19 protein-coding genes are annotated in these 26018 nt (G+C 50.7%); 12 read left to right on the forward strand and 7 right to left on the reverse strand.

Features of this window, described 5'->3' with window-relative positions; genetic code table 11:
* The first annotated feature begins 6 nt into the window (after positions 1–6).
* The 5 genes from J7619_RS20980 (at position 7) to J7619_RS21000 (ending at position 3924) form a co-directional block, all read left to right on the forward strand.
* Positions 7–525, forward strand: a complete 519-nt coding sequence (locus J7619_RS20980) for an acyl-CoA thioesterase (RefSeq protein ID WP_106594211.1) — start codon at positions 7–9, stop codon at positions 523–525.
* A 54-nt stretch (positions 526–579) separates the two neighbouring features.
* Positions 580–948 carry a Rid family detoxifying hydrolase gene (locus J7619_RS20985; RefSeq protein ID WP_291203235.1) on the forward strand — a complete coding sequence of 123 codons (369 nt, stop codon included), beginning with the start codon at positions 580–582 and terminating at the stop codon, positions 946–948.
* 228 nt (positions 949–1176) lie between these two features.
* The gene (gltX, locus tag J7619_RS20990; protein ID WP_291203238.1) at positions 1177–2727 is read left to right on the forward strand and encodes a glutamate--tRNA ligase; all 1551 of its coding nucleotides are present in this window, start codon (positions 1177–1179) and stop codon (positions 2725–2727) included.
* 107 nt (positions 2728–2834) lie between these two features.
* Entirely contained in the window at positions 2835–3092 is a 258-nt protein-coding gene (locus J7619_RS20995; RefSeq protein ID WP_291203241.1) for a hypothetical protein, read from the forward strand.
* A gap of 52 nt (positions 3093–3144) precedes the next feature.
* A complete protein-coding gene (locus J7619_RS21000) occupies positions 3145–3924 on the forward strand; it encodes a TIGR00266 family protein (protein WP_106594214.1) in 780 nt (259 codons plus the stop codon).
* Positions 3925–4002: 78 nt separating this feature from the next.
* Here the strand turns inward: J7619_RS21000 and J7619_RS21005 are convergent, their stop codons facing one another.
* The 5 genes from J7619_RS21005 to J7619_RS21025 all read right to left on the reverse strand — a co-directional run bounded on the left by J7619_RS21005 (position 4003) and on the right by J7619_RS21025 (position 13904).
* On the reverse strand, positions 4003–5001 hold the full coding sequence (locus tag J7619_RS21005) for a two-component regulator propeller domain-containing protein (RefSeq protein ID WP_291203245.1): 999 nt from the start codon (positions 4999–5001) through the stop codon (positions 4003–4005).
* A gap of 105 nt (positions 5002–5106) precedes the next feature.
* Complete coding sequence (locus J7619_RS21010) at positions 5107–7146, reverse strand: T9SS type A sorting domain-containing protein (RefSeq protein ID WP_291203247.1); 2040 nt, start codon at positions 7144–7146, stop codon at positions 5107–5109.
* 133 nt (positions 7147–7279) lie between these two features.
* The gene (locus tag J7619_RS21015; protein WP_291203250.1) at positions 7280–8854 is read right to left on the reverse strand and encodes a RagB/SusD family nutrient uptake outer membrane protein; all 1575 of its coding nucleotides are present in this window, start codon (positions 8852–8854) and stop codon (positions 7280–7282) included.
* Positions 8855–8892: 38 nt separating this feature from the next.
* Positions 8893–12114, reverse strand: coding sequence for a TonB-dependent receptor (locus J7619_RS21020; protein WP_291203253.1), 3222 nt, complete (start codon positions 12112–12114; stop codon positions 8893–8895).
* A gap of 698 nt (positions 12115–12812) precedes the next feature.
* Entirely contained in the window at positions 12813–13904 is a 1092-nt protein-coding gene (locus J7619_RS21025; protein ID WP_223401834.1) for a Gfo/Idh/MocA family protein, read from the reverse strand.
* Positions 13905–14119: 215 nt separating this feature from the next.
* Between J7619_RS21025 and J7619_RS21030 the strand changes: the two genes are divergently transcribed.
* From J7619_RS21030 to J7619_RS21060, 7 genes are all read left to right on the forward strand, one after another.
* On the forward strand, positions 14120–16159 hold the full coding sequence (locus J7619_RS21030) for a transglutaminase (protein WP_291203259.1): 2040 nt from the start codon (positions 14120–14122) through the stop codon (positions 16157–16159).
* Between the two features lie 15 nt (positions 16160–16174).
* On the forward strand, positions 16175–18109 hold the full coding sequence (locus J7619_RS21035; RefSeq protein ID WP_291203262.1) for a DUF3857 domain-containing transglutaminase family protein: 1935 nt from the start codon (positions 16175–16177) through the stop codon (positions 18107–18109).
* Positions 18110–18218: 109 nt separating this feature from the next.
* On the forward strand, positions 18219–19151 hold the full coding sequence (locus J7619_RS21040) for a dihydrodipicolinate synthase family protein (RefSeq protein WP_291203265.1): 933 nt from the start codon (positions 18219–18221) through the stop codon (positions 19149–19151).
* A 302-nt stretch (positions 19152–19453) separates the two neighbouring features.
* Entirely contained in the window at positions 19454–20923 is a 1470-nt protein-coding gene (locus tag J7619_RS21045) for an aldehyde dehydrogenase (NADP(+)) (protein WP_291203268.1), read from the forward strand.
* A gap of 85 nt (positions 20924–21008) precedes the next feature.
* Positions 21009–22010 carry a 4-hydroxyproline epimerase gene (locus J7619_RS21050; RefSeq protein ID WP_291203271.1) on the forward strand — a complete coding sequence of 334 codons (1002 nt, stop codon included), beginning with the start codon at positions 21009–21011 and terminating at the stop codon, positions 22008–22010.
* Between the two features lie 128 nt (positions 22011–22138).
* On the forward strand, positions 22139–23398 hold the full coding sequence (locus J7619_RS21055; RefSeq protein WP_291203275.1) for an FAD-binding oxidoreductase: 1260 nt from the start codon (positions 22139–22141) through the stop codon (positions 23396–23398).
* A gap of 122 nt (positions 23399–23520) precedes the next feature.
* Positions 23521–24933, forward strand: a complete 1413-nt coding sequence (locus tag J7619_RS21060; protein ID WP_291203276.1) for an APC family permease — start codon at positions 23521–23523, stop codon at positions 24931–24933.
* A gap of 229 nt (positions 24934–25162) precedes the next feature.
* On the opposite strand, the gene J7619_RS21065 is transcribed toward J7619_RS21060, so the two are convergent.
* Entirely contained in the window at positions 25163–25657 is a 495-nt protein-coding gene (locus J7619_RS21065) for an SRPBCC domain-containing protein (RefSeq protein WP_291203279.1), read from the reverse strand.
* Positions 25647–25973 carry a helix-turn-helix transcriptional regulator gene (locus tag J7619_RS21070; protein WP_291203282.1) on the reverse strand — a complete coding sequence of 109 codons (327 nt, stop codon included), beginning with the start codon at positions 25971–25973 and terminating at the stop codon, positions 25647–25649. The genes J7619_RS21065 and J7619_RS21070 overlap by 11 nt, the downstream gene beginning before the upstream one ends.
* Between the last annotated feature and the right edge of the window lie 45 nt (positions 25974–26018).

Here is a 26018-nt window from a genome sequence, read left to right on the forward strand (position 1 = left end):
ACCAAGATGCTGAAACCCAAAAAGCCCCATCAATCCGAAGTAACCATGACCGAAATGGTGCTTCCCAACGATACGAATACACTCAATAACCTGATGGGAGGAAGGTTGCTGCACTGGATGGACATTTGTGCAGCTATTTCGGCGCAAAAGCATTCCAACCGTATTGTGGTGACAGCTTCTGTGGATAATGTATCCTTTACGGAGCCGATCCGGCTCGGCAACATCGTGACCATGCACGCCAAGGTTACCCGTGCATTCAATTCCTCGATGGAGGTTTTTCTCGAAGTGTGGGCAGAGGATATTCCGGCAGGCCAGCGGGTGAGTACTAACCGTGCATTCTACACTTTTGTGGCGGTGGATCAGAATGGCCGGCCTATCGAAGTGCCGCCGCTTGAACCGGAAACGGCCGAGGAAAACGAACTATATCTGAGTGCTCTCCGCCGTCGCCAGTTACGCCTTGTGCTCGCCGGTCGGCTGAATGCAGCCGAAGCTACCGAGCTGAAAGCGCTTTTTAAGGTGGAATAAGGCGGTATGCACGGCATAATTTGGTAATTTTGCGGCATTAACTCTATGTCACTTATGCCCAAACAAATCATATTTTCGGACAAAGCACCGGCCCCCATTGGTCCTTACAGCCAGGCTGTTAAAGTAAATGGTACTGTTTATGTTTCAGGGCAAATTGCTGCCGAACTGGCGAAGTCCGGGGACATCAAAGCGGAGACCGGGGTGGTTATGCAGAACATCGGGCATATCCTGGGAGCGGCCGGTCTTGGTTTTCAGCATGTGGTGAAAGCCAGCATTTTCCTCCGGGATATGAACGACTTCACGGCTGTCAACGAAATCTACGGCAGTTTTTTTACCAAGGAGCCTCCCGCCCGCGAGACCGTACAGGTAGCACGCCTTCCGAAGGATGTTAACGTCGAAATTTCCGTCATAGCGGTTGAATAACGAATGTCAGGTATGGTCAGGAAATAGTCATTTATAGTGAGGTGTGGTCAGGTATGGTCAAGTGTAGTCAGTAAGTCAAGTGTTGAATGGAGGAGTATCAATGACAATACATGACTACACCTGACAACCAAAGACAACACCTGACCGCGCGGCGGACCGCAATCAATGACCGTTCATGACAACACTTGACGACCAATGACAACACCATTGAACTTAATTTTTGAATAAATGAATAACAAACCTGTCAGGGTGCGTTTTGCGCCTAGTCCAACCGGTCCGTTGCATGCGGGCGGTGTGCGTACTGCCCTGTATAACTACCTGTTTGCGCGCCAGCAAGGCGGCCAGATGCTGCTTCGCATCGAAGATACCGACCAAAACCGTTATGTTCCGGGAGCAGAGGCATATATTCTGGAAGCGTTGGAATGGCTGGGTATTGGTATCGATGAAGGCCCGCAGCAAGGCGGCCCGCACGCGCCTTACCGGCAATCGGAAAGAAAAGAAATGTACCGCGAATATGCGGAAAGGCTTGTTCAGGAAGGGAAGGCTTACTATGCTTTCGATACGCCGGAGCAGCTGGACGATATGCGTAAGCGCCTGGAAGCTGCAAAAGTGGCGGCGGTACAATACAATGCGATTACCCGCACCGAAATGACCAACTCGCTGACGCTTTCAGCCGAAGAAACGAAGGCACGCCTCGAAAGCGGCGATCCTTATGTGATCCGGATGAAAATCAGCCCGAAAGAAGATATCCGTTTCAACGACCTGATCCGTGGCTGGGTGGTAGTGCATTCGTCGCAGATCGATGATAAAGTGCTTTTGAAATCGGACGGAATGCCGACTTACCATTTGGCTAACATCGTCGACGACCATTTGATGGGCATTACCCACGTGATCCGCGGGGAGGAATGGCTGCCTTCGGCTCCTTTGCACGTATTATTGTACCGCTATCTGGGTTGGGAAAGCACGATGCCTCAGTTTGCGCATTTGCCATTGTTGCTCAAACCGGACGGTAACGGCAAGCTCTCGAAGCGCGACGCGGATCTGGGCGGTTTCCCGATTTTCCCGTTGGAATGGACAGATCCTAACACCGGCGAAAAAGCCCGCGGTTTCCGTGAAGAAGGTTATTTGCCCGGTGCGACCGCCAACTTCCTGGCATTGCTGGGCTGGAATGCCGGTACCGAGCAAGAGATTTTCAGTATGGACGAGCTCATCGCTTCATTCAGCTTCGACCGCGTGCATAAGGCGGGTGCGAGGTTCGACATACAAAAAGCAAACTGGTTCAACCAGCAGTATTTGAAACAGCTGGATGATGCGGCTATTATCGAAGAACTGAAACCGTTGTACGCAGCGAAAGGTATTCAGGTAAATCACGACCAGCTCGCACAGATCGTGCATTTGCTGAAAGACCGCGTACATTTTACCAAGGAGATCGTTTCGGAGTCGCTGTTTTTGTTTTCGGCACCGGAAGAGTATGATCAGGATGTGGTGATCAAGAAATGGAACGAAGAAGCTGTGAATGCGATCGGTGTATTTAAGGATGCATTGGCGGGCTTTGATGGCCCGTTCGTAGCGCACGATATTAAAGAGGTCCTCTCGGCGACTATGGAATCGGTCGGAATCAAAATGGGCAAAATCATGCAGGCATTGCGCCTGGCCGTAACCGGCGCGGGTGCCGGCCCGGATCTGATGGTCATCATGGAGATACTCGGAAAAGATGAGGTCGTGAGAAGGCTGGAAACAGCGCTCAGCCGCTTGTCAGCTCAAATCAGGCTGGCATAAGCGTTCTGAAACCGCAGGATCAAATTGGATTGGTACCGCGGAGATCATTGCATATTTTCGTAACAAGTGAATAACGGACCGCACGGCGGCCCATTGGCATCAAACACATGGCTAAGAAAAAACAGTCGGAAACATCCAAGCCTGCACCTGAAAAACCACGCGTGCATAAGGACCTGGAAGGTTTTGATATCCAGATCAATTCGTTCGGTGAGATCACCACGAGCTTTGACATGGACCGTATCAATGAATTTTTGAATAAAAATGTGGATGATAAAAAACTCCGTGACCGGGAGGATATCCCCGGCCGAAAAACCCGGAAATCGAAGAAAAAGAGTTCTGAGGAAGACGAAGAGGAGGAGGAATAGCTGGCCGTCCACGCCATTCATTTTGACCAACCTATAAAACCTTTTACGAAAAATGATCTCACACGAAATCGATTACAAAATTATCGGCGACGACATCCAGGTCGTTGAAATCGAACTGGACCCTAATGAGACCGTGATCGCGGAAGCCGGTGCCATGCTTTTTATGGAAGACGGCATTCAGTTCGAAACCAAAATGGGCGATGGCTCGGAAGCGAACCAGAGCATTATGGGCAAGATTTTCCAGGCAGGAACCCGTTTGCTCACCGGTGAATCGCTGTTTATGACGCATTTTACCAACCGTGGTGTCGGTAAAAAGAAAGTCGCATTTTCTGCACCTTATCCGGGAACAGTTATGCCGATCGACCTGTCGAAAATTTACGGTAATGAGCTGATCGTTCAGAAAGACGGTTTCTTGTGCGCGGCTATGGGCACGAGCATGAAAATCCATTTCAACCAACGTTTCGGCTCCGGTTTGTTCGGGGGAGAAGGTTTTATACTCCAAAAGCTGAAAGGCGACGGGATGGCATTCGTGCACGCCGGCGGTGTGGTAATGGAGAAGCAGCTGAATAACGAAACCTTGCGCATCGATACCGGCTGCGTGGTGGCATTCGAACAGTCGCTGAGCTTCGATATCCAGCGTTCGGGTGGTTTGAAATCGATGGTATTCGGTGGAGAAGGGATGTTCCTGGCTACATTGCGTGGTACGGGCCGTTGCTGGATCCAGTCAATGCCGATTTCCAAGCTGATCCAGCGACTTTCGGTTTATGGTCCTAACAGCCGGAAAGAAAGCGGTTCGGTGATCGGAGGCTTGGGAAGTTTGTTCGAGGATTAAAATGTTCATGTCACGCTGAGCGGAGTCGAAGCGCCATATAGTACCGCGCTTCGACTCCGCTCAGCGTGACATTCGTTTTTATTTCAAAATATAAACTCCGCGGCCGGCTCCCAGCCATATTTCCCCTGTCGGGCTCTGGCCAAATGCAAATATGCCTCCGCTTTCGTCGAGGTCTTTCAGCTCCCATTTGCCGTTCCGGAAAACCCCATATTCCTTATCATCCCAAAATGCGGCCCATATCCGGTTGTCGCGATCGACGAACACTTGTTGGGTCATGTATACTTTTTTGTCGTCTTCCGGAAGCTTGATAATCTGGGTCGACTGCCCGTTGAACCGGAATATCTGCGGGCGGCTCGGCGCAATGCTGCTCGAAAGTCCGTAGTTGATGGACGCCAGCAAATCGTTGTTTTTGTCGGTCACGATGTTGCCGTAGTAATATGGGTTGAAGCCGAGTTCTTTTTCACCGAACATTTCCCATTTGTCATCTTTAATGCGAACGATCGAAGTAGCGGTGACCCCGTCGTTGATTGCAACCCAGACGGTATTCTGCCGATCGATCGCTATACCTGCAATCAGGTTACCCGGAAGTTGGGAGTTCTCGGGTGTGAAGGTTGAAAAGCGGTTTCCGTCATATTTTACCAGGCCTCCCTGGCGGAATGCACCCGCGGAAAACCATATATTATCGAAGCCGTCAATGGCCACCGACTGCACGGCGTTGCGAGGCAGGTTATACTCCCCCGATCCGTACCGGGTGAATTTCGAACCGTCGTATTTGACCAGATCGTCGGTACCCAGCCAAACATTCCCTTTTTTATCGATTTCAATGTCCCAGATGGCCGCTTTGTTCAGCGCGGAGTTCGTGGAATCAAAAACTGCAATGCTTGTGCCGTTGTGCCGGATGAGCCCCTGGCTGAGCGTACCAAGCCAGGCCGTGCCCGATTTGTCGAATGCGATGGAAATAATGTGATAGTCTTGCAGTCGGGCATCCGAAATTTCCAGCGGGACAGGATTTTCGCTTCCTTTTTTACAAGCATTCAGCCAAACCAGAGAGAGTATGATCAGTACTATTTTTTTCATGGGGCAAGGGACTGGCGGTTTTGGGGAACGGTGAATCGACCTTAGGGACACGCCGGGTAAGGTGATAGTTGGAAAGTGCTCATTATTAGTAAGGTAGGTGTTGTTTTAATTAAAAACAACGTTCCGCGAGCTGGTTTGTCCGTCCGAGTTTATTTGAAGGATATACTTGCCCGCAGGTAATGGATAATGCGGGCGAACGGAGAGCAGCCCGATAGCCTCACGCGCAGAGGTTTGGACTGGATGTTCACGGCCGGAGGCGTCGAAAAGACGACAGGTAATGTTGTTTGCGGAGGCCGGCATGATGTAAAACTGCTGTTGCGTTACCGGGTTCGGGAAAACGGTCCAGGGAGCGGGGGCTCCATCGCGGAACAATGTGACAATCGTGGAATAGGTGGTTGTACTATTGGCATACCCCATTTTTATCCTGTAAAAGATCGTCCCGCTACCCGGGTTATTATCGGTAAAACCGAATACCCCTGATGAGCCGGCGGATGGGGCTGGGAAGGTATCAAGATCGCTGTAATGCAGGCCGTCTGTCGTTTTCTGAACCGTCATGGAAGTCAGGCCGGGGACCGGCGCAAGTGCCCACGCGACCTGGATACTGCTCCCGACGTTTCGGACGCCGATGGAATTCACATATTCGATATTCCGCGTTGAACGCTCCACATATACCGGTTGGGAAATGCTGCCGGGCAAGACCGGCGCCAAACCTGTGAGCCGGACGAGGTATGGTCCGTCCGGAACTTCGGCGGGCATCCGGATTTGGAGCGGAGTGGTACTGCCGGTACCTATTCGGGCGATAAACTGCCCTTGCGCATCCAGCAGTTCGGCAGCGATTTGGAGCGTAATCGGGGCATTTCCGGTGAGAGTGAATGGCAGATCAAAAGTTGCGCCCGGGTATACGCGCGCGGGCGTTACGCCTGTATGTAATGCGTACGCAGGCTGCAAAGGCAAGGTCCGGGCAATCGCTGTGTCGGCTAAACTCCGGTTCCATGCCGCAGCTGCGAGCGTGAGCCCCTGTACGCCACCCGGCACATTTTCGAAATGTGCGGAAGCAGGGCGCGGGATCTGGATGGTGTCGAGGTAAGGGCCCTGAAATGCATTGAAAGCAGGCAGCGCTATCAACCGGTTTTGGGCATTCAGAACGGGCAGGTAAGGATCTTTTAACTGATTGCTGGCGGAGTTGCGGGCAATGTACCAGGGAATATTGTAACCCGTATCCTTGCGGCTGTTCTGAACAAGCGTTCGGATGCCATCGAAATATTGTGCCTCGTTGAAACCCAGCTGTGCGTCGTTTTCCCCGTGGGCCCAGAGTACGGCCCTGACGCCGGTTAGGGATGTCATGTAACGCATCGTGTTGACGATATTGCTGTAAGGCTGCCTGTTGGGCCAGTATTTTCCTACATATAAATTATAGGCATCCTTACCGGAAGCCGCGTCGCGGTAATTCTCGGCATTGGCCGCTGCCCAGGCGGTATTGAAAAACAGCACGGGCGTTTTCCATCTTTGAAACAGCAGGTCTCCCAACTCGCCCCAGTACCACGAGGTCTCGCCATTTGGAAAAATATTACTGTTGCTTTTGAGTGGCTCGAAAGCGGGGGCAGGCATGGGGCCATTGGGGGCTATGGTAATGTTTTCGTTGCTGAGGGTTTTGTTAATGGCATTAAAGGAAACCACGTTGGAAGAAGCATCTTTCGCACCCAGGCCGGGCAAGCCCATTGCATTGGAATTGCCGGCGATGAGGAAAACCTCGCCTACGCCTACGCGGGCGACCACCGCGGAATCGGTGATGCCGTTGGGTGCGGTACCGGTCAGTTTGAGGCGATACCAGCCGGTAGGGGCGGAGAATGCAGTGTACAAAAATCCCTGTGCTAACTGGCTTGTTTCCAATTGTAGTTGCTGCGCGGCATTTGCATTGCCTTCGATGGGAACCAACGCGGCACTGATGCGGGTATAGGGGTAATGCGCGTACGCCGTGAGCGATATGGTAGCCATACCCGACGCATTGCGCTGCATTACCTGGTTGGGCACCGGACTGGTGACGACCAGTTGCGCACTCGCCTGCCTGTTGCCTGCGATCAGGCATAGCAGGGCTATTGCGCGGTATACGCGGCGTCCCGCAGCAAGGTAAATCCTCTCCAGCATCTTGGAAATCGTTTTTGGTAGACTCTGGCTGTGAATATAAGGGAAAATGGCTTTCGGGGCGGGCGCTGGTAAAAGAACGAAAAAAGCCGGCCCTCAGATGAAGGCCGGCTCTTATAAAACAGATAAGAAAATATTAGTTGTAACCAGGGTTCTGAGGCGTCAGGCCAGGGTTGTTTTTCATTTCCTGGATACCCAGCGGGAACAGCAAGTGTTTCTCTTGCAGTGCTACGCCAGAGCCTACGTTCAGGTTAAGGTGACCAACGAAATTGTCGAAACCTTTGGTTTTTTCGTTGAATACCTTGCGCAGACGTACCATATCGAACCAGGTGATACCTTCGTAAGCGAATTCATACCAACGCTCTTTCCATACCGCTTCGCGGAACGTAGCCTGCGAGTAGGTAGCCATTGCAGGAGTAGTGAGCTGTGCACGGTCGCGGATGCGTTTGAATGCTTCGTAAGCTTCCGCGGTAGGCCCGCCTACTTCATTTTGCGCTTCTGCATAAATCAACAATACTTCTGCATAACGGATCAGGTTTACGTTCAGGTTGTTGTTGCGGGTAGGGGTAATGCCCGGCGCGCCCAATGCAGTCTGGTTGAAGTGTTTGAACACGTATGGAGCGCCCAAATCGAACTTGGCACCGGTTCCGTTGGTATAGTAGGTTGTGTAGAACCAGCCTTCCTGATCTTTCTTACGCAGGTCTTTGTCATCGAACGAATCGTAGAAGGAACGCGTAGGTACTGTACTTCCTGTACCACCTGGGCCGGAGTATGTTACGGCCTTGAAGTTAGGGAAGTAATCGTTCAGCGGGAATCCGGCAACGGCTACGTTATACTGGATCTGCAACAGGTGCTCCATTTTGTTTTTCAAAGCCTCGGTATGAATCTCCTTGTAGGTTGAGAAGAGGTTAACCGTGTTCGGGTTCGCTTTTGAGTAAGTAATTACTTCAAATGCTTTGTCGGCAGCGAGCTTATAGTGAGATGCACCTTTGCCCAGCGGGAAACCCGCCATTGTCAGGTATACTTTTGACAAAAGGGCTTTCACCGACATTTGTGTAGCACGCCCGCTCGTTTCGAACACAGGCAGGCCGGCAGTTTCCGCCGCTTGAAGGTCCTCCACGATCAGTTTATACACTTCTTCCTGAGGCGCTCTTTTTGCGAAGAAATCTTCCGAAGTAGCCGTTTGAGGCTTGGTTACCAAAGGAACATCGCCCCAAAGACGTACCGCATTGAAGTACGCCCATGCACGGAGAAATCTTGCCTCACCGAGCAATTTCGTTTTCTGGGCTTCCGTTGCAGGAGGCAGGAATTGAATAGCCGGGATTTTCTCGATAGCCAGGTTCGCATTCGCGATCATGCGGTATAAGCCGTTCCACCAGTTATTGATGTGGGCGGTGTTACCATCATAAGTCAGCGAGTAAAGGTTGTTCAAGTCGGAGTTCTGACCCGTTTCAGTCGTTGCAGTACCCGTTACAGCTTCCAGCAATTGCCAGTTTGCCGAGAAAATACCTGCACCGTCGCCGTAAAAACGCATTCCCGCATAGGTTGCCGCTACTGCTGCTTCCGCGTGGTCAGGAATGGTATAATAGCTGTCCGGCGTCAGGTTGGAAGGATCTTTCTCGTCCAGGAAGTCGGAGCAGCTGGTAGGCCCAAGCAAAATAGCTCCGCAAAGGGCCGCCATGCCGATTTTTCTTAAATTATATAACTTCATGATAATCTTCTTGTTTCAGTAGTTTAATAGCCCTGTTCTTAGAATGCAATCTGCAAACCACCCATTAACACGGTTGGTTTCGGATAACCATGCCAAATCATACCTTGTGAGAATACGTTGTCGGCATCGCCACCGCGGATCGGAGTCGCCTCAGGATCGCCCAGTTTGTAAGGAGACAGCAGGAAGAAGTTTTGTGCTGAAACATACAATCTCAGTTTGCTCAGCTTGATTTTGCTGATCAGGTCTGAATCGAAGTTGTAGCCAAGCAACAGGTTTCTTCCGCGCAGGAACGAACCATCGAAGATCCAGTGTGTATCCACATTGGTCACATAACCGGCACGTGTTTCGCGGATTTCAGCGATTGGCGTGTTCTGGTTTTGTGGAGTCCATGCATTCAACACGGTGCGATAGCTGTTCGCGATAGAAACGCGGTCTTCGCTGGCGTGCAGGTTCATATCCATTACGTCGTTACCATACGAGAATTGCAGGTCGAGGGTCAGGTCGAAGTTGCCGTAACGAATCGTGTTGGCCAACGTTCCCCAGCCTTTCGGGCTACCGTTACCGATAATGGTACGGTCGGCATCGGTGATAGCACCGTCACCATTGAAATCCTTGTACTTGATATCACCTGGCAGCATGGTAAGGTTGTTACGGTAGCTGGTGAATTTCGCAGCCTGGTCTCTTTCAGCTTCGCTCCAGGTTCCCAGACGGGTCAATCCCCAGAATGCACCTGCCGGCTCACCGATACGGATTACGCTGGTTTGGTTGGTGATACCAGGACCACCCACACCGAAGATGTCAGACGGCGTAGCGAGAGACAATACTTTGCTTCTGTTAAATGAGATGTTGAAGCTGGTATTCCATGAGAAGTTCTCGCGTTCGATGTTAGTCGTATTCAAGCCCAATTCAACCCCTTTGTTCTCCATAGAACCGATGTTCTTCCGGATAACCGCGTAACCGCTGGTGCGTGGAACGGGAGCATCCAAAAGCATGTCGGTAGTCTTTCTGTAATAGTAGTCGGCTTCGAGTGAAATGCGTCCTTTCAGGACGCTGATTTCGAGGCCAGCGTCATACTGTGCTGTTTTTTCCCATTTCAAATCAGGGTTCGCGAGCCTGTTGATACCCGTTCCGTTAAAGCGTGTATCGTTGTAGATCGTCGCGTAGTTGGCGCTCAACAGAGAGAGTGACGAGTACGGCGGGATTTCAGAGTTACCTGTCAAACCGTAGCTGGTACGCACTTTCAGGTTTGAAATGACGTTCTGCGATTTCATGAACGCCTCATCCGATACTTTCCAGGCCAATGCAGCCGACGGGAAGAATGCGAATTTGTGGTTTTCCCCGAATTTCGAAGAACCATCGGCACGACCTGTGAATGTCAGGAGATACTTGTCCATCAAGGTATAGTTCACACGGCCGAAGTACGAGTTGAACGCGAAGCGGGAAGCTCCGGAACCAACACTTGGAAGCGTAGCACCAGCACCGAGGTTATTGAACGAGAAGTAGTCGGTAGAGAAGTTGCGAACACTTGCACCGGTTGTTGCAATGTTCGTTTCCTGCCACGAAATACCTGCCAATGCAGTCAATGCATGAACACCGAACGACTTGTTGTAAGTCAGGTAGTTTTCGAACGACCAGAAAGTCTCCTTACGGTTGGCTTTCCCGGCAGTACCGAATTCGCTGATCGCCAGTGTACGGGTTTGCGATTCGTTGATCTCTTGGGTCAGTACGTTCACACCCAAAACAGAGCGGAATTCAAGGCCTTTTGCGAGCGTGAGGTTTGCATAAAGGCTACCCAGCGTAGTTTGCGTGTTCTGGTTGTATTTACGTCCCATCAGACGGTGTACCGAGCTGAATGAACCTTCTGCCTGCGGATAATCGCGGTTGTTGGCATAAGTCCCGTCAGGATATTTCACCGGAAGGAATGGGAAGTCTTCCACCATCTGGCGAGGTACCGCGTCGTTGATATCCACCAGGTTCTCAGCCTGGTTGTTATAGCTGAGGGTACCACCGATGCGCATCCATTTTTTCACCTGATCGTCGATCGTCAAACGCGTTGCATAGCGTTTCATGTACGAAGTTTTGATCAAGCCCTGATCGTCACGGTAGTTGAGCGACAGCGAGTAGGTAGTTCTGTTGTTACCACCGCTGAAACCAAGCTGATGGTTTTGGCCCACTTTGTGCTGCGTTGCCTCCTCCCACCAGTCGGTGTCGTAATTAGGGATGAAATTTCCCTGAGCGTCAACGGAAAACACGTCCGGGTGAGCGGCGTTCAATGCGGCACGACGAACTTTCGGATCTTGTGGCGCATATTTGCCTGATGCCCAGCCAGCAGGGTCATATTTCTTGATGTTGGCGTAAGCGAGGTCTTCTACTGCAAGATATTCTTTTGCATTCAACGTTTTAGCGCGTTGCGGACCGGTGAAAGGAACGCTCAGGTCGAGACCATAAGTAATGGTGCTTTCGCCCGCTTTTCCTTTTTTCGTAGTCACGAGGATTACCCCGTTCGCACCGCGCGCACCATAGATCGCCGTTGAAGAAGCGTCCTTCAACACCTCTACCGATACGATATCGTTCGGGTTGATGTAGTCGATCGCCTGGCTTTGCTGGTTTTGGTTACCCTGGGGCAACATCACACCATCCACCACGTACAACGGGTTGTTGGATGAGTTGATCGAGCTGAAACCACGGATACGAACGTTGGCACGACCACCTGGGCGGCCTGAGTTTACGTTCACCTGTACACCCGGCATTTTACCCTGAAGCGCCTGGTTCAGGGAAGGAGAAGGACGCTCTTTCAGCTGATCTTCCTTCACAGAACCTACCGAGCCGGTAAGGTCAGATTTCTTTGCGGTACCGTACCCGATCACGACCACTTCGCTAAGTGCTTTGGTGTCTGATTCAAGTTGAACATCGAGTGTAGTGCGGTTACCTGCGGGAAGTTCCTGGCCCACATAGCCTACAAAGCTGAAAACCAACGTAGCGTTGTCGGGAATTTCGAGTGAAAAGTTTCCGGAGCCGTCGGTCGTAGTACCGGTACTCGTACCTTTCACCACTACGTTCACGCCGGGCAGGCCGTCGCCGGTTTCTTTGTCGGTTACTTTTCCCTTGAGGGTTCTATCAATACGTACGTTAGTGGTAATGCCGGAGTTGGCTAGGGCTGCGTTCACCAGCAATGGGCTTGCGAGCGCGGGCAGGAGCAATAGAGAGTTACGGATGCTCCGCATTTGGAGCAACCATGGTTTGGTATCGGTAATTTTCATGTAGTAAGGCTTGTTAAACGTTTTTCATGCAGTCTTGGAAAACACGTAGAATTTTAGTCTCAGATCTCTGTTCGTTAGGCTTTTGCGTTTTTTGTTTAATCATAGTTTACGGTTTACAGTTAAATTGTTTCGGTGAGTAGTTAAATAATTCTAGTTGATATTTGATAAATCACATTCCAGTACGGCCGTAACTATCCTTGCCAAGGTTTTTGAATCAAATCATGATCACGAGTCCTGACAGCACTATGTCAAAAAGGGCAAAAGATACGTTACGTTTTCTCTGACGGAGGATGGAATGGACGGCGGGTGTTCGGGACTGCAACCGGTCACCTACCTGGTAAATACTTTAAAAAGTCAGTGGCGTCAGTTTGGTATTATTAAAAGTCTTTAAGAAAACGCGTTGCAATATTATCATATTTAACAATAGATTTCGAATATAGTGAGTGGAAAAATGCAGAATTATTTATGCAAACGTTTGCATTGTGATTGTAGAAAATTACCCGATTGTTGCGGTGAATCAGCTAGTTATAGGTCAATTTTGGACAAAGAGCACCCCTTTTTGAACGTTCCCTCTGAGCAGCTATTGGAGCGAAAATCCTATAACTATTAGTCATAATCCAGCCTGTTTTAGGTTAAAATACTATAAAAAAAGCCCTGCTCCGGGTCGTCGAAGCAGGGCTTTGAAAGTGCGTATGGAATCAGGCCAGATCCACAGTGCGACCGGTCTTCACCGATTCATCGCACGCGAAGGCGATTTGCAAGCTGGTTACAGCGTCCTGCAAATGATCGGTCAGATCGAGGTCTTCGCTGATTGCACGCAGGAAATAGCGCTGCTCGCGGTTACAAAGTTCCTGGTGATCCGGCTCGTCTTCGAGGTTGATCCACGTATCCTCTTTCACGAACTCGTCGGAACCGTTCAGGTCGGCATGGTGTACACGTATCGATTCGGTTTTCGTATGTGCTTCTACGGACGACGATTTCCCGGTGCCGCCTGCATCTTTGGCTACAATTGAAGCCGAACCTTTCGGCCCGATCACGTCTTTCACGAAGAATGCCGTTTCGCTGATCATCGGGCCCCAGCCGGCTTCGTACCAGCCTACCGAGCCATCTTCAAACCAGATTTGCAGCTGGCCGTAGTTGTAGTTTCCTGCCGGAATATCTTCGGTAAGGCGGGCTCCGATCGCATTCACGCGGAGCGGCTTCGAGCGGGTCATCTGGCACATCACGTCGATGTAATGCACGCCGCAATCCACGATCGGGCTAAGGCTTTTCATCAGGTTGCGGTGAACGCCCCACATGTAGCCGTGGCTTTGCTGGTTGAGGTTCATACGCATCACCAGCGGTTTGCCGAGGCCCTGTGCTTCGGTCACGAAACGTTCCCACGACGGGTGTACACGAAGGATGTAACCCACCACTACTTTCTTATTCGCTTTTTTAGCAGCTTCTACCACGCGCTTCGCGCCTTCAACGGTGTCGGCAAGCGGTTTTTCGATAAATACGTGGGCACCGGCTTCGAGCGCCTTGATCGCGAAATCTTCATGGGTATCAGGGTAAGTCGAAATACAAACAGCGTCGGGTTTCGTCTCTTTCAATGCTGTTTCGTAGTCATTGAAAAGGGCATAGCCGCCGCCTAGTTTTTCATTGAGGACTTCCTTGCTTTTTCCGGTCGAAACGATCCCGCAGATCTCGAAACCATCCAGAAGCTGGTAGGCAAAGGCATGGGAAGCACCCATGTTCCCGCAACCGACTACCAGTACGCGGATGGGGCTTTCGTTTTGAAAAGATGACATAGATTAAAGATAAATGTTAAGATTATGGGTTAGCAGGAACAAGGGCATGCAACATTGCCGCCTGGTTTGGGTGTCAAAATTAGGCATTAAAATCCGTATTAGGCCAGTTTCGGTCCAAGTGAAAAAAAATCCCGATTCGGTGATAAAAATCTCTTTGAAAATCGAAATAACTGTACGATAATGCATGAATTTTGTTACTCCTCATCTACTTGTTCATGACTCACTTTTTACTTCCTATCAGACTGTCCGGTCTGTGCCGCAGGAATGTTTTGTCCATCCCATTCCTGCTGTTTTCTCTCACCTTTCATGCTTTCGCGCAAGATGATTTCAAGCCCAAACTGGGCCTGATTGACCGCGCTTCGCTTGAAATGACGGCCTATCCGGGCGACAGTACCGCCGACGCCGTTTACCTTTACGACTACGGTAAGGTCACATTCTCCTACGACAACCTCAAAGGCCTGCTAATGACGACCAACATCTGGGTCCGCGTCAAGCTCCTGAAGGAGTCGGCGCTCGACAGGGCTTCGGTGGCCATTCCGCATTATATGGGTTCCAGCTATAAGGAACAGGAATGGATCGAAGACCTGAAGGGCTACACGTACAACCTTGATAATAACCAGATCGTCCGCACCGAGCTGGAAAAGAAGGCCATCCGTCGCGAGAAAACGTCCGACACCCAGACTACTGTTAAGTTTAACCTTCCCAATGCCAAAAAAGGTTCGATTATCGAATACTCGTACTCGCTCGTTTCGCCGATGAACGTAAGGCATGAGCCAGATATGTGGGCTTTCCAGGGATCGGTGCCACGGAAATGGAGTGAATACAACATTACTATACCGGGTTTCCTGGATTACAAAATGACAATGGGTGGTTATCTGACGCTCGATATCCACAAGCAAGAACCGGAAAATGTTTCCGTGGGGCACTCGACCTATGACGGCCCCGGAATAGCTTACCGGTTTGTGATCAAGGACGTTCCTGCATTTGTGAATGAACCTTACATTACGACCGCATCCGACTACGTGTCCAAAATCAATTTCGAGCTGGCGAGCATCACCATACCCGGTGAGATGAAAAAAAACTTTTCGCAAACATGGGACAATGTGGAACGGACGCTCGACGAGGCTACCTGGTTCGGGGGCGAGCTGCGAAAAAGTGGTTTCCTGAAAGACATCCGGGATGAAATCGCTGCGAAGACTACCGATCCGACCGAACGAATGAATCTGGCTTACAAACATATCCAGGATCGCATGAAATGGGACGGCTACTCAGGCTTGTTTTCCGGCAGCGGCATTAAAAAGGCCTATGATAACCGGAAAGGCAATGCATGCGACATCAATCTGATGCTCACTGTACTCCTTCGCGAGCTGGACCTGGAATGTAATCCTTTCCTGCTGAGCACACGTTCGCACGGGTATCTGCACCAGGAAATCCCGATGATCGAAAGCTTCAACTACGTGGTAGCACATGTCAAGGTAGGGGAAAAAACGTATTTTCTGGACGCATCCGAATCCTATGCCAAGCCAGGTATGCTCCCGGAAAGGGCATTGAATGGTTTTGGGCGGCTGATTCCGAAAAAGGGAGCGGGTAAGTTTCTGGAAATTATTCCTGCCGATTCACAAAGCAAACTGGAAATGATCACCGCCACTATTTCTCCCGAAGATGGGACAATGAAGGGGAGTTACAGCATTTCCTACGGTGGTTACGAGGCACTCGACTGGCGCTCCGAATTTGCGGCAGGTGCCGAAAATGCAGTTCAGGACGCATTGAAAAAAGAAGTGCCGGAGTGGAAAATCCAGAATGTAAGCATTAAAAATAAAACGGAGGATCTTAAAGGGACCGTCAATGTCAGCTGCAATTTTGAAGCGGAGGATGAAAACGCGTCACCCGGCGTGTTGTATTTTAATCCTATCATGGCCGGTCGGTGGACAAAGAACCCATTTAAGTCCAAGGAACGTATTTATCCCGTTGATCTGGGAACAGGCATCTCGGCGTCATTTATCGGGAATTTTACGCTGCCTGAGGGTTATGCTTTGGAAGAAATGCCGAAGGCGGAGATCGTGGTCTTGCCCGACAAAGGAGGTAAATTCTCTTACCAGGTCCGGCAGGTAGGCAACGTGATTCAGGTTAATACGATGATCCAGGTCAGTCGCACCCGTTTCCTTCCCGAAGAATATCCGGACCTCAAAGAGTTTTTCGAACGCGTTGTACAGAAGCACGCGCAGCAATTGGTGATCAAGAAAAAGAACATTTAATATCCTCCTGTTTTCATGCAAAAATTAAAAATATCGGTCAGGCACGTGATTGCCGTGTGTCTGCTATTTCCACTAGGTGTTTCGGGGCAGTCGGATTTTAATGTGGATAAAATCAATCCTGTATTAATAAAGGATGCGAATGCTGTGGTGCGGGTGGACGAACTGGTTTGGGAAATCAAATCCCAGAGCGAAGCTATTCAGAAAACCAGGACGGTAGTCACCATTTTGAACGAAAGCGGGGAGGAAAAACACGGAGCGTTGTACGTGCGGTATGACAAATTCACGAAGATTTCCGATATCAGCGGAATCCTGTACGATGCGGCCGGCAAGCAGGTTAAGAAGCTGCGCAACTCCGACATAGAGGATTACGGTTACGGCTCGGGGGGGGACGATATCAGCGACGCGCGTGTGAAGCACGCGAGTTTCGGAAAGAAGAGCTATGCGTATCCCTATACGATCGAGTACGTGTACGAGACGCGTAAGCGTAACATGATGATGTACCCATGGTGGACGCCCGTGTCGGACGAGAAATCGGCGGTGGAGCTCTCGACTTACAAAATCAAGGCGCCCGCGGGATTTAAATTCAGGTTTAAAGAATATAACAACGCTCCCGCGATGGTGAAATCGACGGACGCTGATGGCAGCGATCTGTATCAGTGGACGCTCAAAGACTATGCGGTCAGAAAGTCGGATGATTTTTACCCTCTGCCCCAAGAAGACCGTGTGCCGCACATGATTGTGGCGCCTTCGGAGTTTGAGGTGCAGGATTATAAGGGCAACTTCAATACCTGGGCAGATTTCGGGAAGTTTTACCATACGCTGAATGCCGGAAGAGATGTGCTGCCGGCCAGTATACTTGCGGAAATCAAGAATGTGGTGAAAACGGCTAAATCGGATCGGGAGAAGGCAGAGTTGATATACAAATGGATGCAGTCCCGCTCCCGGTATGTGAGCATCCAGTTGGGGATCGGCGGCTGGCAGACGATCGACGCCACCACGGTGGCCAATACCGGCTACGGAGATTGTAAAGCATTGACCAATTTCACGCTTGCTGCATTGCGGTCGGTTGGTATCCAGGGCTACACGGCATTGATTGCCGCCGGAAAAGATGAGCAGATCAAGCCCGATTTTCCAAGCAACCAGTTCAATCATGCCATTGCCTGTGCATTGGTGGATAAGGATACGTTATGGCTCGAATGCACGAGCCAGACGACAAAGCCCGATTTTATGGGTTCCTTCACGGGCGGGCGCTACGCATTGCTCGTGACGTCCGATGGCGGTAGGCTTGTGCGTACGCAAGACTATAAATCAGGACAGAACGTGCGGAACAGCCATGCGATAGTGAAACTCGGTGAGACGGGTGACGGAGTGGTGGACGTACAAGTGCTATATACCGGCTTGCAGCACGAGAGCCGCGCGAGTGTGATCAACAGCGGGTCCAAGGAGGAGCAGAAGAAATGGCTTTTGAACCATATTAATCTGCCCAGTCTCGATTTGCAGCGATTTGAACTGACCCAGGGCCAAGATCCCTCCGTTACCGAAAAGCTGACGCTGAACGTACGCAACTGCGCTACCAAAACGGGTACCCGATTGTTTGTTAAACCGAGTCTGCTAAGCCGGCCGTTCGAGCTTCCTTCGGTGAGCGAGCGCTCATCGGATTTCTACCTCCCTGTTTCGGATTACAACTTTACCGATCTTGATACGGTTTCGTACGAAGTTCCGGCCAGCTATAAATTGGAAACCACATTGCCTGCATTCCAGATCGCCTCCGCATTTGGCAGTTATGAACTGAAAACGACCTATGAGAACAACAAGCTCATTTGTGCGAGGAAAGTGGTAATGAACGGCGGACGCTACGGATCAAAGGATTTTGCAGCTTGGGTCGATTTCCTGAAAAAGATCAGGAAGGCCGACAGGGCGCAAGTGGTGTTCGTAGAAAACAAGCTTTGAGGCGATTTTCGGGACTATGTTAAAATATGTAAGGAATTGATTAAAACATGTGAATATCCGCATGGAAGCATGGCTTAATTTTGGACTAAAATTTTAACATAAGCAGGATATGAACAAAGAAGCATGGTCTGGCATTTTCCCAGCGTTGGTGACGCCATTCAAATCAGATGATACAGTTGATTTTGAGCTGTTCGGCAAGAACCTCGAAGCGCAGGTTGAAGCAGGTATTACCGGGGTAATCGTAGGCGGTTCGCTCGGGGAAGCCAGTACGCTCACCCGCGCCGAGAAAATGGAGCTGGTGAAATATGCTAAACAGGCGCTTCCTGCCGGTCTGCCGGTCGTACTTGGCATCGCCGAACAATCCACTGCCGAAGCGGTAAGCATCGCGAAAGAAGCGGAAAGTGTTGGGGCCGACGGCTTGATGATCCTGCCTCCCATGCGCTACAAGGCCGATGATGATGAAACTGTGAACTGGTTCAAGACGATCGCCGGAAGTGTATCGCTTTCGATTATGATCTACAATAACCCTTATGACTACAAAATCGAGGTAACGCTGCCGATGTTTGAAGAACTTGCCAAAGTTCCGAACATCCACGCCATCAAGGAATCCACCCGCGATGTGAGCAATGTAACACGCCTGTTCAACAAGTTCGGCGACCGCTTCCGCGTATTCTGCGGTGTGGATACATTGATTATGGAAGAGGTAATGCTGGGTGCCGACGGTGTGATTGGCGGTCTGGTGGATGCATTCCCGAAAGAAACCGTAGCGATCTTTAACCTTGTGAAAGCGGGGCAATACAAAGAGGCATTGGCGATTTACCGCTGGTACCTGCCATTGCTTGAACTGGATATTCATCCCAAACTCGTACAAAATATCAAACTCGCCGCCGCCAAAATGGGCATCGGTTCGGAACATGTGCGCGCGCCGCGCCTGCCGCTACACGGTGCTGAGCGCGAAAAGGTGCTCGCCATTATCGATCAGGCCATCGCTACGCAGCCTGAATTGCCCGATTATTTGAATTTGACGGTCGACGCGGCATAAGAAGGCTCCTACGGAGCCGAGGCGTATATGCTGTCATGGTTTGCGGGGTTCTACAATAAGTATCGCGGCGCTCTGTGCCTTGCCGGTACGCGAAAGGTGCAGTGCACCGTAATACTTGTAGAACGTGGCAATTCGATATCCGACGTAAGGTGCAGTGCACCGTAATAATTGGGTTTCGTGTCGCATGTTTCGAACCCAAATGGCCCCAACGCGACCAGCAATCGTAATATTGACAAAAAAGCGTCCGAAAGTCGTTAGATTTCGAAGGCGGGATTGTTACCATTTTGTCAAAACATCAAATTATGAAATTGTCTGATTTAGATCTTATTCTTGAAAAAGCCCAGGAGGCATTTGTGGCGATGAACGCGTACGCATTGCGCCGCCGGGTTGCATTGATGAACACCATTGCCGACGAGATCGAAGCGCTCGGTCCCGAGCTGATCCAGACGGCCATGGCGGAGTCCAACCTGCCGGAAGCGCGTCTTAATGGCGAGAAAGCACGGACGGTATTCCAATGGAGAAGCTATGCCGATGCGGTTGAAAAGGGATATTCGCTCGACGCGAGCATCGACACCGCCAACCCGCAGCGTGCCGTGCCAAAGCCTGATATCCGCAAGACAAATGTGGGATTAGGCCCTGTGGCGGTTTTTGGGGCGAGTAACTTTCCGTTTGCATTCTCCACAGCCGGTGGGGATACGGCCAGCGCTATCGCGGCGGGTTGTCCGGTGGTGGTGAAAGCACACCCAGGCCATCCGAATACGTCGCAGATCATGGCGGATGCCATTAGCCGCGGAGTGGCTAAAAGCGGATTCCCGGAAGGTACGTTCGCCCATATTTTTACCGAAACCATCGAGGAAGCGCAGGCGTTGGTAGCCCATCCGGTTATCAAGGCGGTCGGTTTTACCGGATCCAACCGTGCCGGTCTGGCATTGGTGGAGGTAGCCAACAAACGTAAGGAGCCTATTCCGGTGTTTGCGGAAATGGGAAGCATTAACCCTGTATTCCTGCTGCCCGGCAAGCTGGGTACTGCGGGCGCCGAGTTGGCGAAGCAATATGCAGGCTCGCTCACATTGGGTGTGGGACAGTTTTGTACTAACCCGGGGCTACTCATCACAGAAGACAGCGCTGCTGCGGATGGCTTCATCGAAGCATTGAACCAGGAGATCGTAAACATTCTTCCTGCACCGATGCTCAATGCAGGTATTGCCATCGCTTATCGCGGAAACCGTGAGAAGGTGATCGGGCAATCGGGTGTGGAGCTGGTGGCGGTAGCCGCTGCGGAGGCGGCGGAAGGACAGGGCGCAGCGACGGTAGCTACCGTTTCCGGCGTCGACTTCCTGATCAATGATGAACTGCAGACCGAAGTTTTCGGTCCGTTTGCATTGATCGTGAAATGCCGGAATGCGGATGAAATGTTGGCGGTAACCGAAAAACTGCATGGTCAGCTAACAGCTACATTGCTGGCAACCAGCGACGACCTGGCTTCCCACCGCGAACTGGTAGCGGCCATTCAGAACAAATGCGGACGCATTATCTTCAATAACTTCCCTACGGGCGTTGAGGTGTGCAAATCGATGCACCATGGAGGGCCATTCCCGTCGTCGAGCAACAGTCAGTTTACGTCGGTAGGCCCGGATGCGATCAAGCGGTTTACCCGGCCATTGAGCTTCCAGAACTGGCCCGACGAATTTTTACCAGACGAATTGAAAAACGCCAACCCGCTCGGAATCTGGCGGACGGTGGATAATGAAATAACGAGGGAAAAGCTATAAGCTTTAGGCTATAAGCCTTCTTGTGGTTTGATAGACATGAATAAATCTGGCCTAAAGCATACAGCTTAAAGCCTAAAGCTCTTTTATGCGCAAAACTTTTTTCTGTATCGACGCCCACACCTGCGGGAATCCTGTACGCGTAGTCGCAGGTGGCGGGCCGCTCCTTGAAGGCAATAGCATGATGGAGCGCAGGCTCCATTTTTTGAGGGAATTCGACTGGATCCGTAAGGGCCTGATGTTCGAGCCGCGTGGTCATGATATGATGAGCGGCAGTATTCTTTACCCGCCCATTGACCCTGCCAACGACATTGGCGTACTCTACATCGAAACCAGTGGCTGCCTTCCGATGTGCGGTCACGGGACGATCGGTACGGTCACGATTGCGATCGAAGAAGGACTGGTAACGCCGAAAGTGCCGGGTAAACTGCGCCTCGAAACACCTGCCGGATTGGTGCTGGTGGAATATGTGCAGGAAGGTCGTAAGGTGAAGTCGGTGAAACTGATTAATATCAAATCGTTTCTTGCAGCTGAAAAGCTGACCGTCGAATGCCCTGACCTGGGTACATTGACTGTCGACGTTTCCTACGGCGGCAACTTTTACGCGATCGTCGATCCGCAGGAGAATTTCAAAGGCATTGAAAACCACACCGCCGACCAGCTCATCAGTTGGAGCCGCGTGTGCCGCCAGCGGATGAACGAGCAGTACACATTCGTCCATCCCGAAAACGAGCATATCAAAGGCCTGAGCCATTTCCTCTGGACCGGCAAGCCATTAGACCCTACTTCCACCGCACGTAATGCGGTTTTCTACGGCGACAAGGCCATCGACCGCTCCCCGTGCGGCACAGGTACGTCCGCACGCATGGCGCAATGGCATGCGAAGGGCAAGCTCAAAAAAGGCGACCGTTTCGTGCACGAAAGCATTATCGGTTCCAAATTCATCGGTACCGTGGAAGAAGAAACGACCATCGGCGACAAACCAGCCATGATCCCCGGCATCGAAGGCTGGGCCGTCATCACCGGCCATAATACCATCTTCATCGACGACGAGGAGGATCCCTATGCGTTTGGTTTTCAGGTGATTTGAGGGCAGTAAGCGGTAGGCTATAAGCTTTAAGCTGGGTATTGATTTAAGCATTAATTTTTAGAATAAACGAAAATAAAATAGCTGCAAACTTCGGCCTAAGGCTTATGGCTTACAGCTTATAGCTTCCTATGAACACCAAAAAAGGCAGCGCCCTCATCATCGGTGGCGGAATTTCGGGTCTGGCTTCGGCCTATTATTTGCTCAAAAGCGGGTGGAAAGTGACGTTGCTCGATAAGGGCGACTTGTTCGACAACTGCTCCATCGGCAATGCGGGTATGATCGTGCCGAGCCATTTCATCCCGCTCGCTGCCCCGGGCATGGTTTCGAAGGGTATCAAATGGATGTTCAACAGCCGCAGCCCTTTTTATGTAAAACCATCCCTCGATTTTTCGCTGATTTCATGGGGTTTGAAATTCATGAAAGCAGCTACCGAAGCCAATGTCGAGCGCGCGGCGCCGCATTTGCGGGATTACCATTTATTAAGTAAAAAACTCTACGAAGACCTCGTCCGTGACGAAAACCTGGATTTTGGATTGGAAGAAAAGGGCATATTAATGCTTTACAAATCCGACAAGACGGGAGAGGAGGAAATCCACGTTGGTAAGCAGGGACAGCAACTCGGTCTGGACATCGATATGCTCAGCCGTGAGCAGGTACAGGCATTGGAACCGGGTATTAAACTCGATGTCGCCGGTGCCGTGCATTACCGCTGCGACGCGCATTTGTATCCGACCGCATTGGTAAATGGTTTGATCAAAAGGATTACCACATTGGGCGCTGAAATCGTCAAAAATACCGAGGTAACGGGTTTTGATATTCAAAGCGGCGAAATCAAAAGGGTTAAAACTGCTGCTAAAACCTACGAAGGCGACCTGGTGGTGATGACTGGTGGCTCCTGGCTGCCGCAGTTGGCAAAGCAAGCCGGCCTTTCTATTCCGGTTATGCCGGGCAAAGGTTACTCTTTCATGGAACCCAACACCGAGCACCCCATTGTCCATCCTGCATTGCTTCTCGAAGCCCGCGTGGCCGTAACACCAATGAATGGGCAGGTTCGTTTCGGCGGCACCATGGAGCTCGCGCCGCTGAACAACCAGATCAATATGAACAGGGTAGAGGGCATTGTGAACTCGATCCCGCAATATTATCCCGAACTGCATGTAGCTGTGCCGCAAAAGGACCGCATTTGGTACGGCTTCCGTCCGTGTTCGCCCGACGGCCTGCCTTATTTAGGTTATTCCAAAAAACTGAGCAATCTGATCGTCGCCGGAGGCCATGGGATGATGGGCATCAGCCTCGGGCCGGGCACCGGCAAAATCGTGGCCGAGCTGGCCGAGCGTGTGAAGCCTTCCGTGGACGTGGCGCTGTACGATCCGGAACGGTATCAGTAATGTAACCGCAGCGGCATTTGGGGTCATTTTAGCGAGTGGCGGGGCTGGGATATTGTGAGTAGTCCAAATACTTCGTAGTTTTCACAGATTAACACCTGACTTCATAAAACCTATTACCCTTTATGCCACAAGAAAACACCTCTTTCAAGCCCTCATTAGGTCTTGTTGACGCCACGATGCTCGTTGCCGGCAGTATGATCGGATCGGGCATTTTTATTGTCAGCGCCGACATCATGCGCAATACCGGCAGTGTGGGCTGGCTGATGTTCGTGTGGCTCATCACCGGTTTTATGACGCTTACGGCCGCATTGAGCTACGGCGAGCTCAGCGCGATGTTTCCCAAGGCCGGTGGCCAGTATATTTATCTGAAAGAAGCATACAATCCGTTGATCGGCTTCCTGTACGGTTGGAGCTTTTTCACGGTTATTCAAACAGCCACTATCGCTGCCGTGGCTGTGGCATTCGCCAAATTTACGGCTTATCTCATTCCGCAATTCAGCGAAGATCTCGTCGCATTAGACCTTGGTTTTCTCAAAATAAGTCCGGCCCAACTACTGTCCATTGTGGTCATCGTATTGCTGACGTTTACGAATACACGTGGCGTCAATAGCGGGAAAATCATTCAGACCACATTTACATTAACCAAACTGCTTAGCCTTCTGGGCCTCATTGTTTTCGGACTGATTTACATGAAACCCGACGTGTGGGCCGCCAATTGGGGCGAAGGTATGTGGGATTTGCATAAACTTGCTCCGGATGGCAGCATTGAATCCTATACTACCATTGCCGCATTCGGTGCCATTGCCGCATCCATGGTAGGTTCCATTTTCAGCAGCGATTCATGGAATAACGTGACGTTTATCGCCGGGGAGATCAAAAATCCGCAGCGTAATATCGGCCTTAGCCTTGCACTGGGTACCATCATTGTAACAGTCATTTATGTGCTCACAAACGTGATGTATACGGGCGTGCTGTCGTTGCAGGAAATTGCTTCGTCCGATAAGGACCGCGTAGCCGTAACCGCCTCGCACGTCATTTTCGGCAATTCGGGCACGATCGTAATCGCGGTGATGATCATGATTTCAACATTCGGCTGCGACAATGGCCTCATTATGTCCGGCGCACGCGTGTATTACTCGATGGCGAAGGATGGTCTGTTTTTCAAGAAGGTGGGGCAGTTGAACAAGAATGCCGTTCCGGAAATCGGACTTTGGCTGCAATGCGTAATCGCTTCATTGTGGGCGCTTAGCGGGAAGTACGGCAATTTGCTGGATATGATTTCCTTCGTGGTGGTAGTGTTTTATATGCTTACTATCATCGGGATATTCATTCTGCGCAAAAAACGTCCCGATGCGCCAAGGCCTTACAAGGCATTCGGCTACCCGTTTTTGCCAATTATTTACATTATCATGGGTATTGCATTCTGCGTGCTCCTCATTATTTACAAGCCTGAATACACCTGGCCGGGGTTGATCATCGTATTGTTGGGGATACCGGTTTATTATATGGTGGCGAGGAAGGATGTAGCGGCTTAAACTCTGCGATCGCATTAACAACATTTCTTTCGGTGCGCTGCACCTGTTGAGTTGTGTTGGTTTTTGCCTTGTTTTTACAAATATTTCGGTGCCCTGCACGCCAATTCCGCCAAGGCGCAGAGCGCCGAAATATTTGTTGAATTGATCGGATATTATCGGTTTAGGTGCAGCGCACCGAAATAATTTTCCGATTGGAGGGTATTTTCAATTTGTTGATGAAATGCACTGATTATTTTTCCAACAGCTCGTCCAGGTTACCCAGCGCCATTGTGAAGCCCTCTTTAAAGCCCATCTGCATGATCTGCTCGATGTCTTCATATTTATCATACTGAATCGATACGGAAACGGTGGTGGTGCCATCGGCTTCGGTGAAAGTATTCGTCCATGTCGACCGTGCGAAATCCGGACTCAGGTTTCCTTCCGAATCGCAGAATGCATCGATTGCCGAGAAGCTTTTTTTCGCATCGATCGTCAGGTAGTCCGCTTTTGACCAATGCTCTTCGCCCTCGGGGCCTACCATGGCGTATAGCCACGTTCCGCCTTCGCGGAAATCCATCGATTTCGTGCGGGCTTTCCACGGGCGTGGAGCCCACCATTGGTCGAGCAGTTCGCGCTGTGTCCAGGCGGCCCAAACTTTCCCCACCGGGGCGGCAAATTCCCGTTCCACATTGATACGGTTATTCTCCTTGTCTACCGAAAAATTCATTACTAAGCTAGTTTTCATCTGAATTGGAATTTAGGTTGATTAAAAGTTGATCTAATTGATTAAAACGGTCTTCCCAGTGTTTTTTGAACTGTGTCAACCAGTGGTCGAACTCTTTCATTTTGACCGGATTGAAATAATAATGGATCTCCCTCCCGACTTTGTCCTGCGTTAACAACTCACAATCGGCGAGTACCTTAATATGCTTCGAAACCGCCTGCCTGGAAGTATCAAAATGTTCTGCCAGGGCATTAGGCGTCATAGACTGTGCCGCAATCAGCACGAGAATGGCCCTTCTCGTCGGATCCGCAATGGCTTGAAAAATATCTCCTTTCATACACGATCGAAATATGCAACTTAATGGTTGCAAATATATATGCAA

The organism is Dyadobacter sp. (assembly GCF_017744695.1).
Lineage (GTDB): Bacteria > Bacteroidota > Bacteroidia > Cytophagales > Spirosomataceae > Dyadobacter.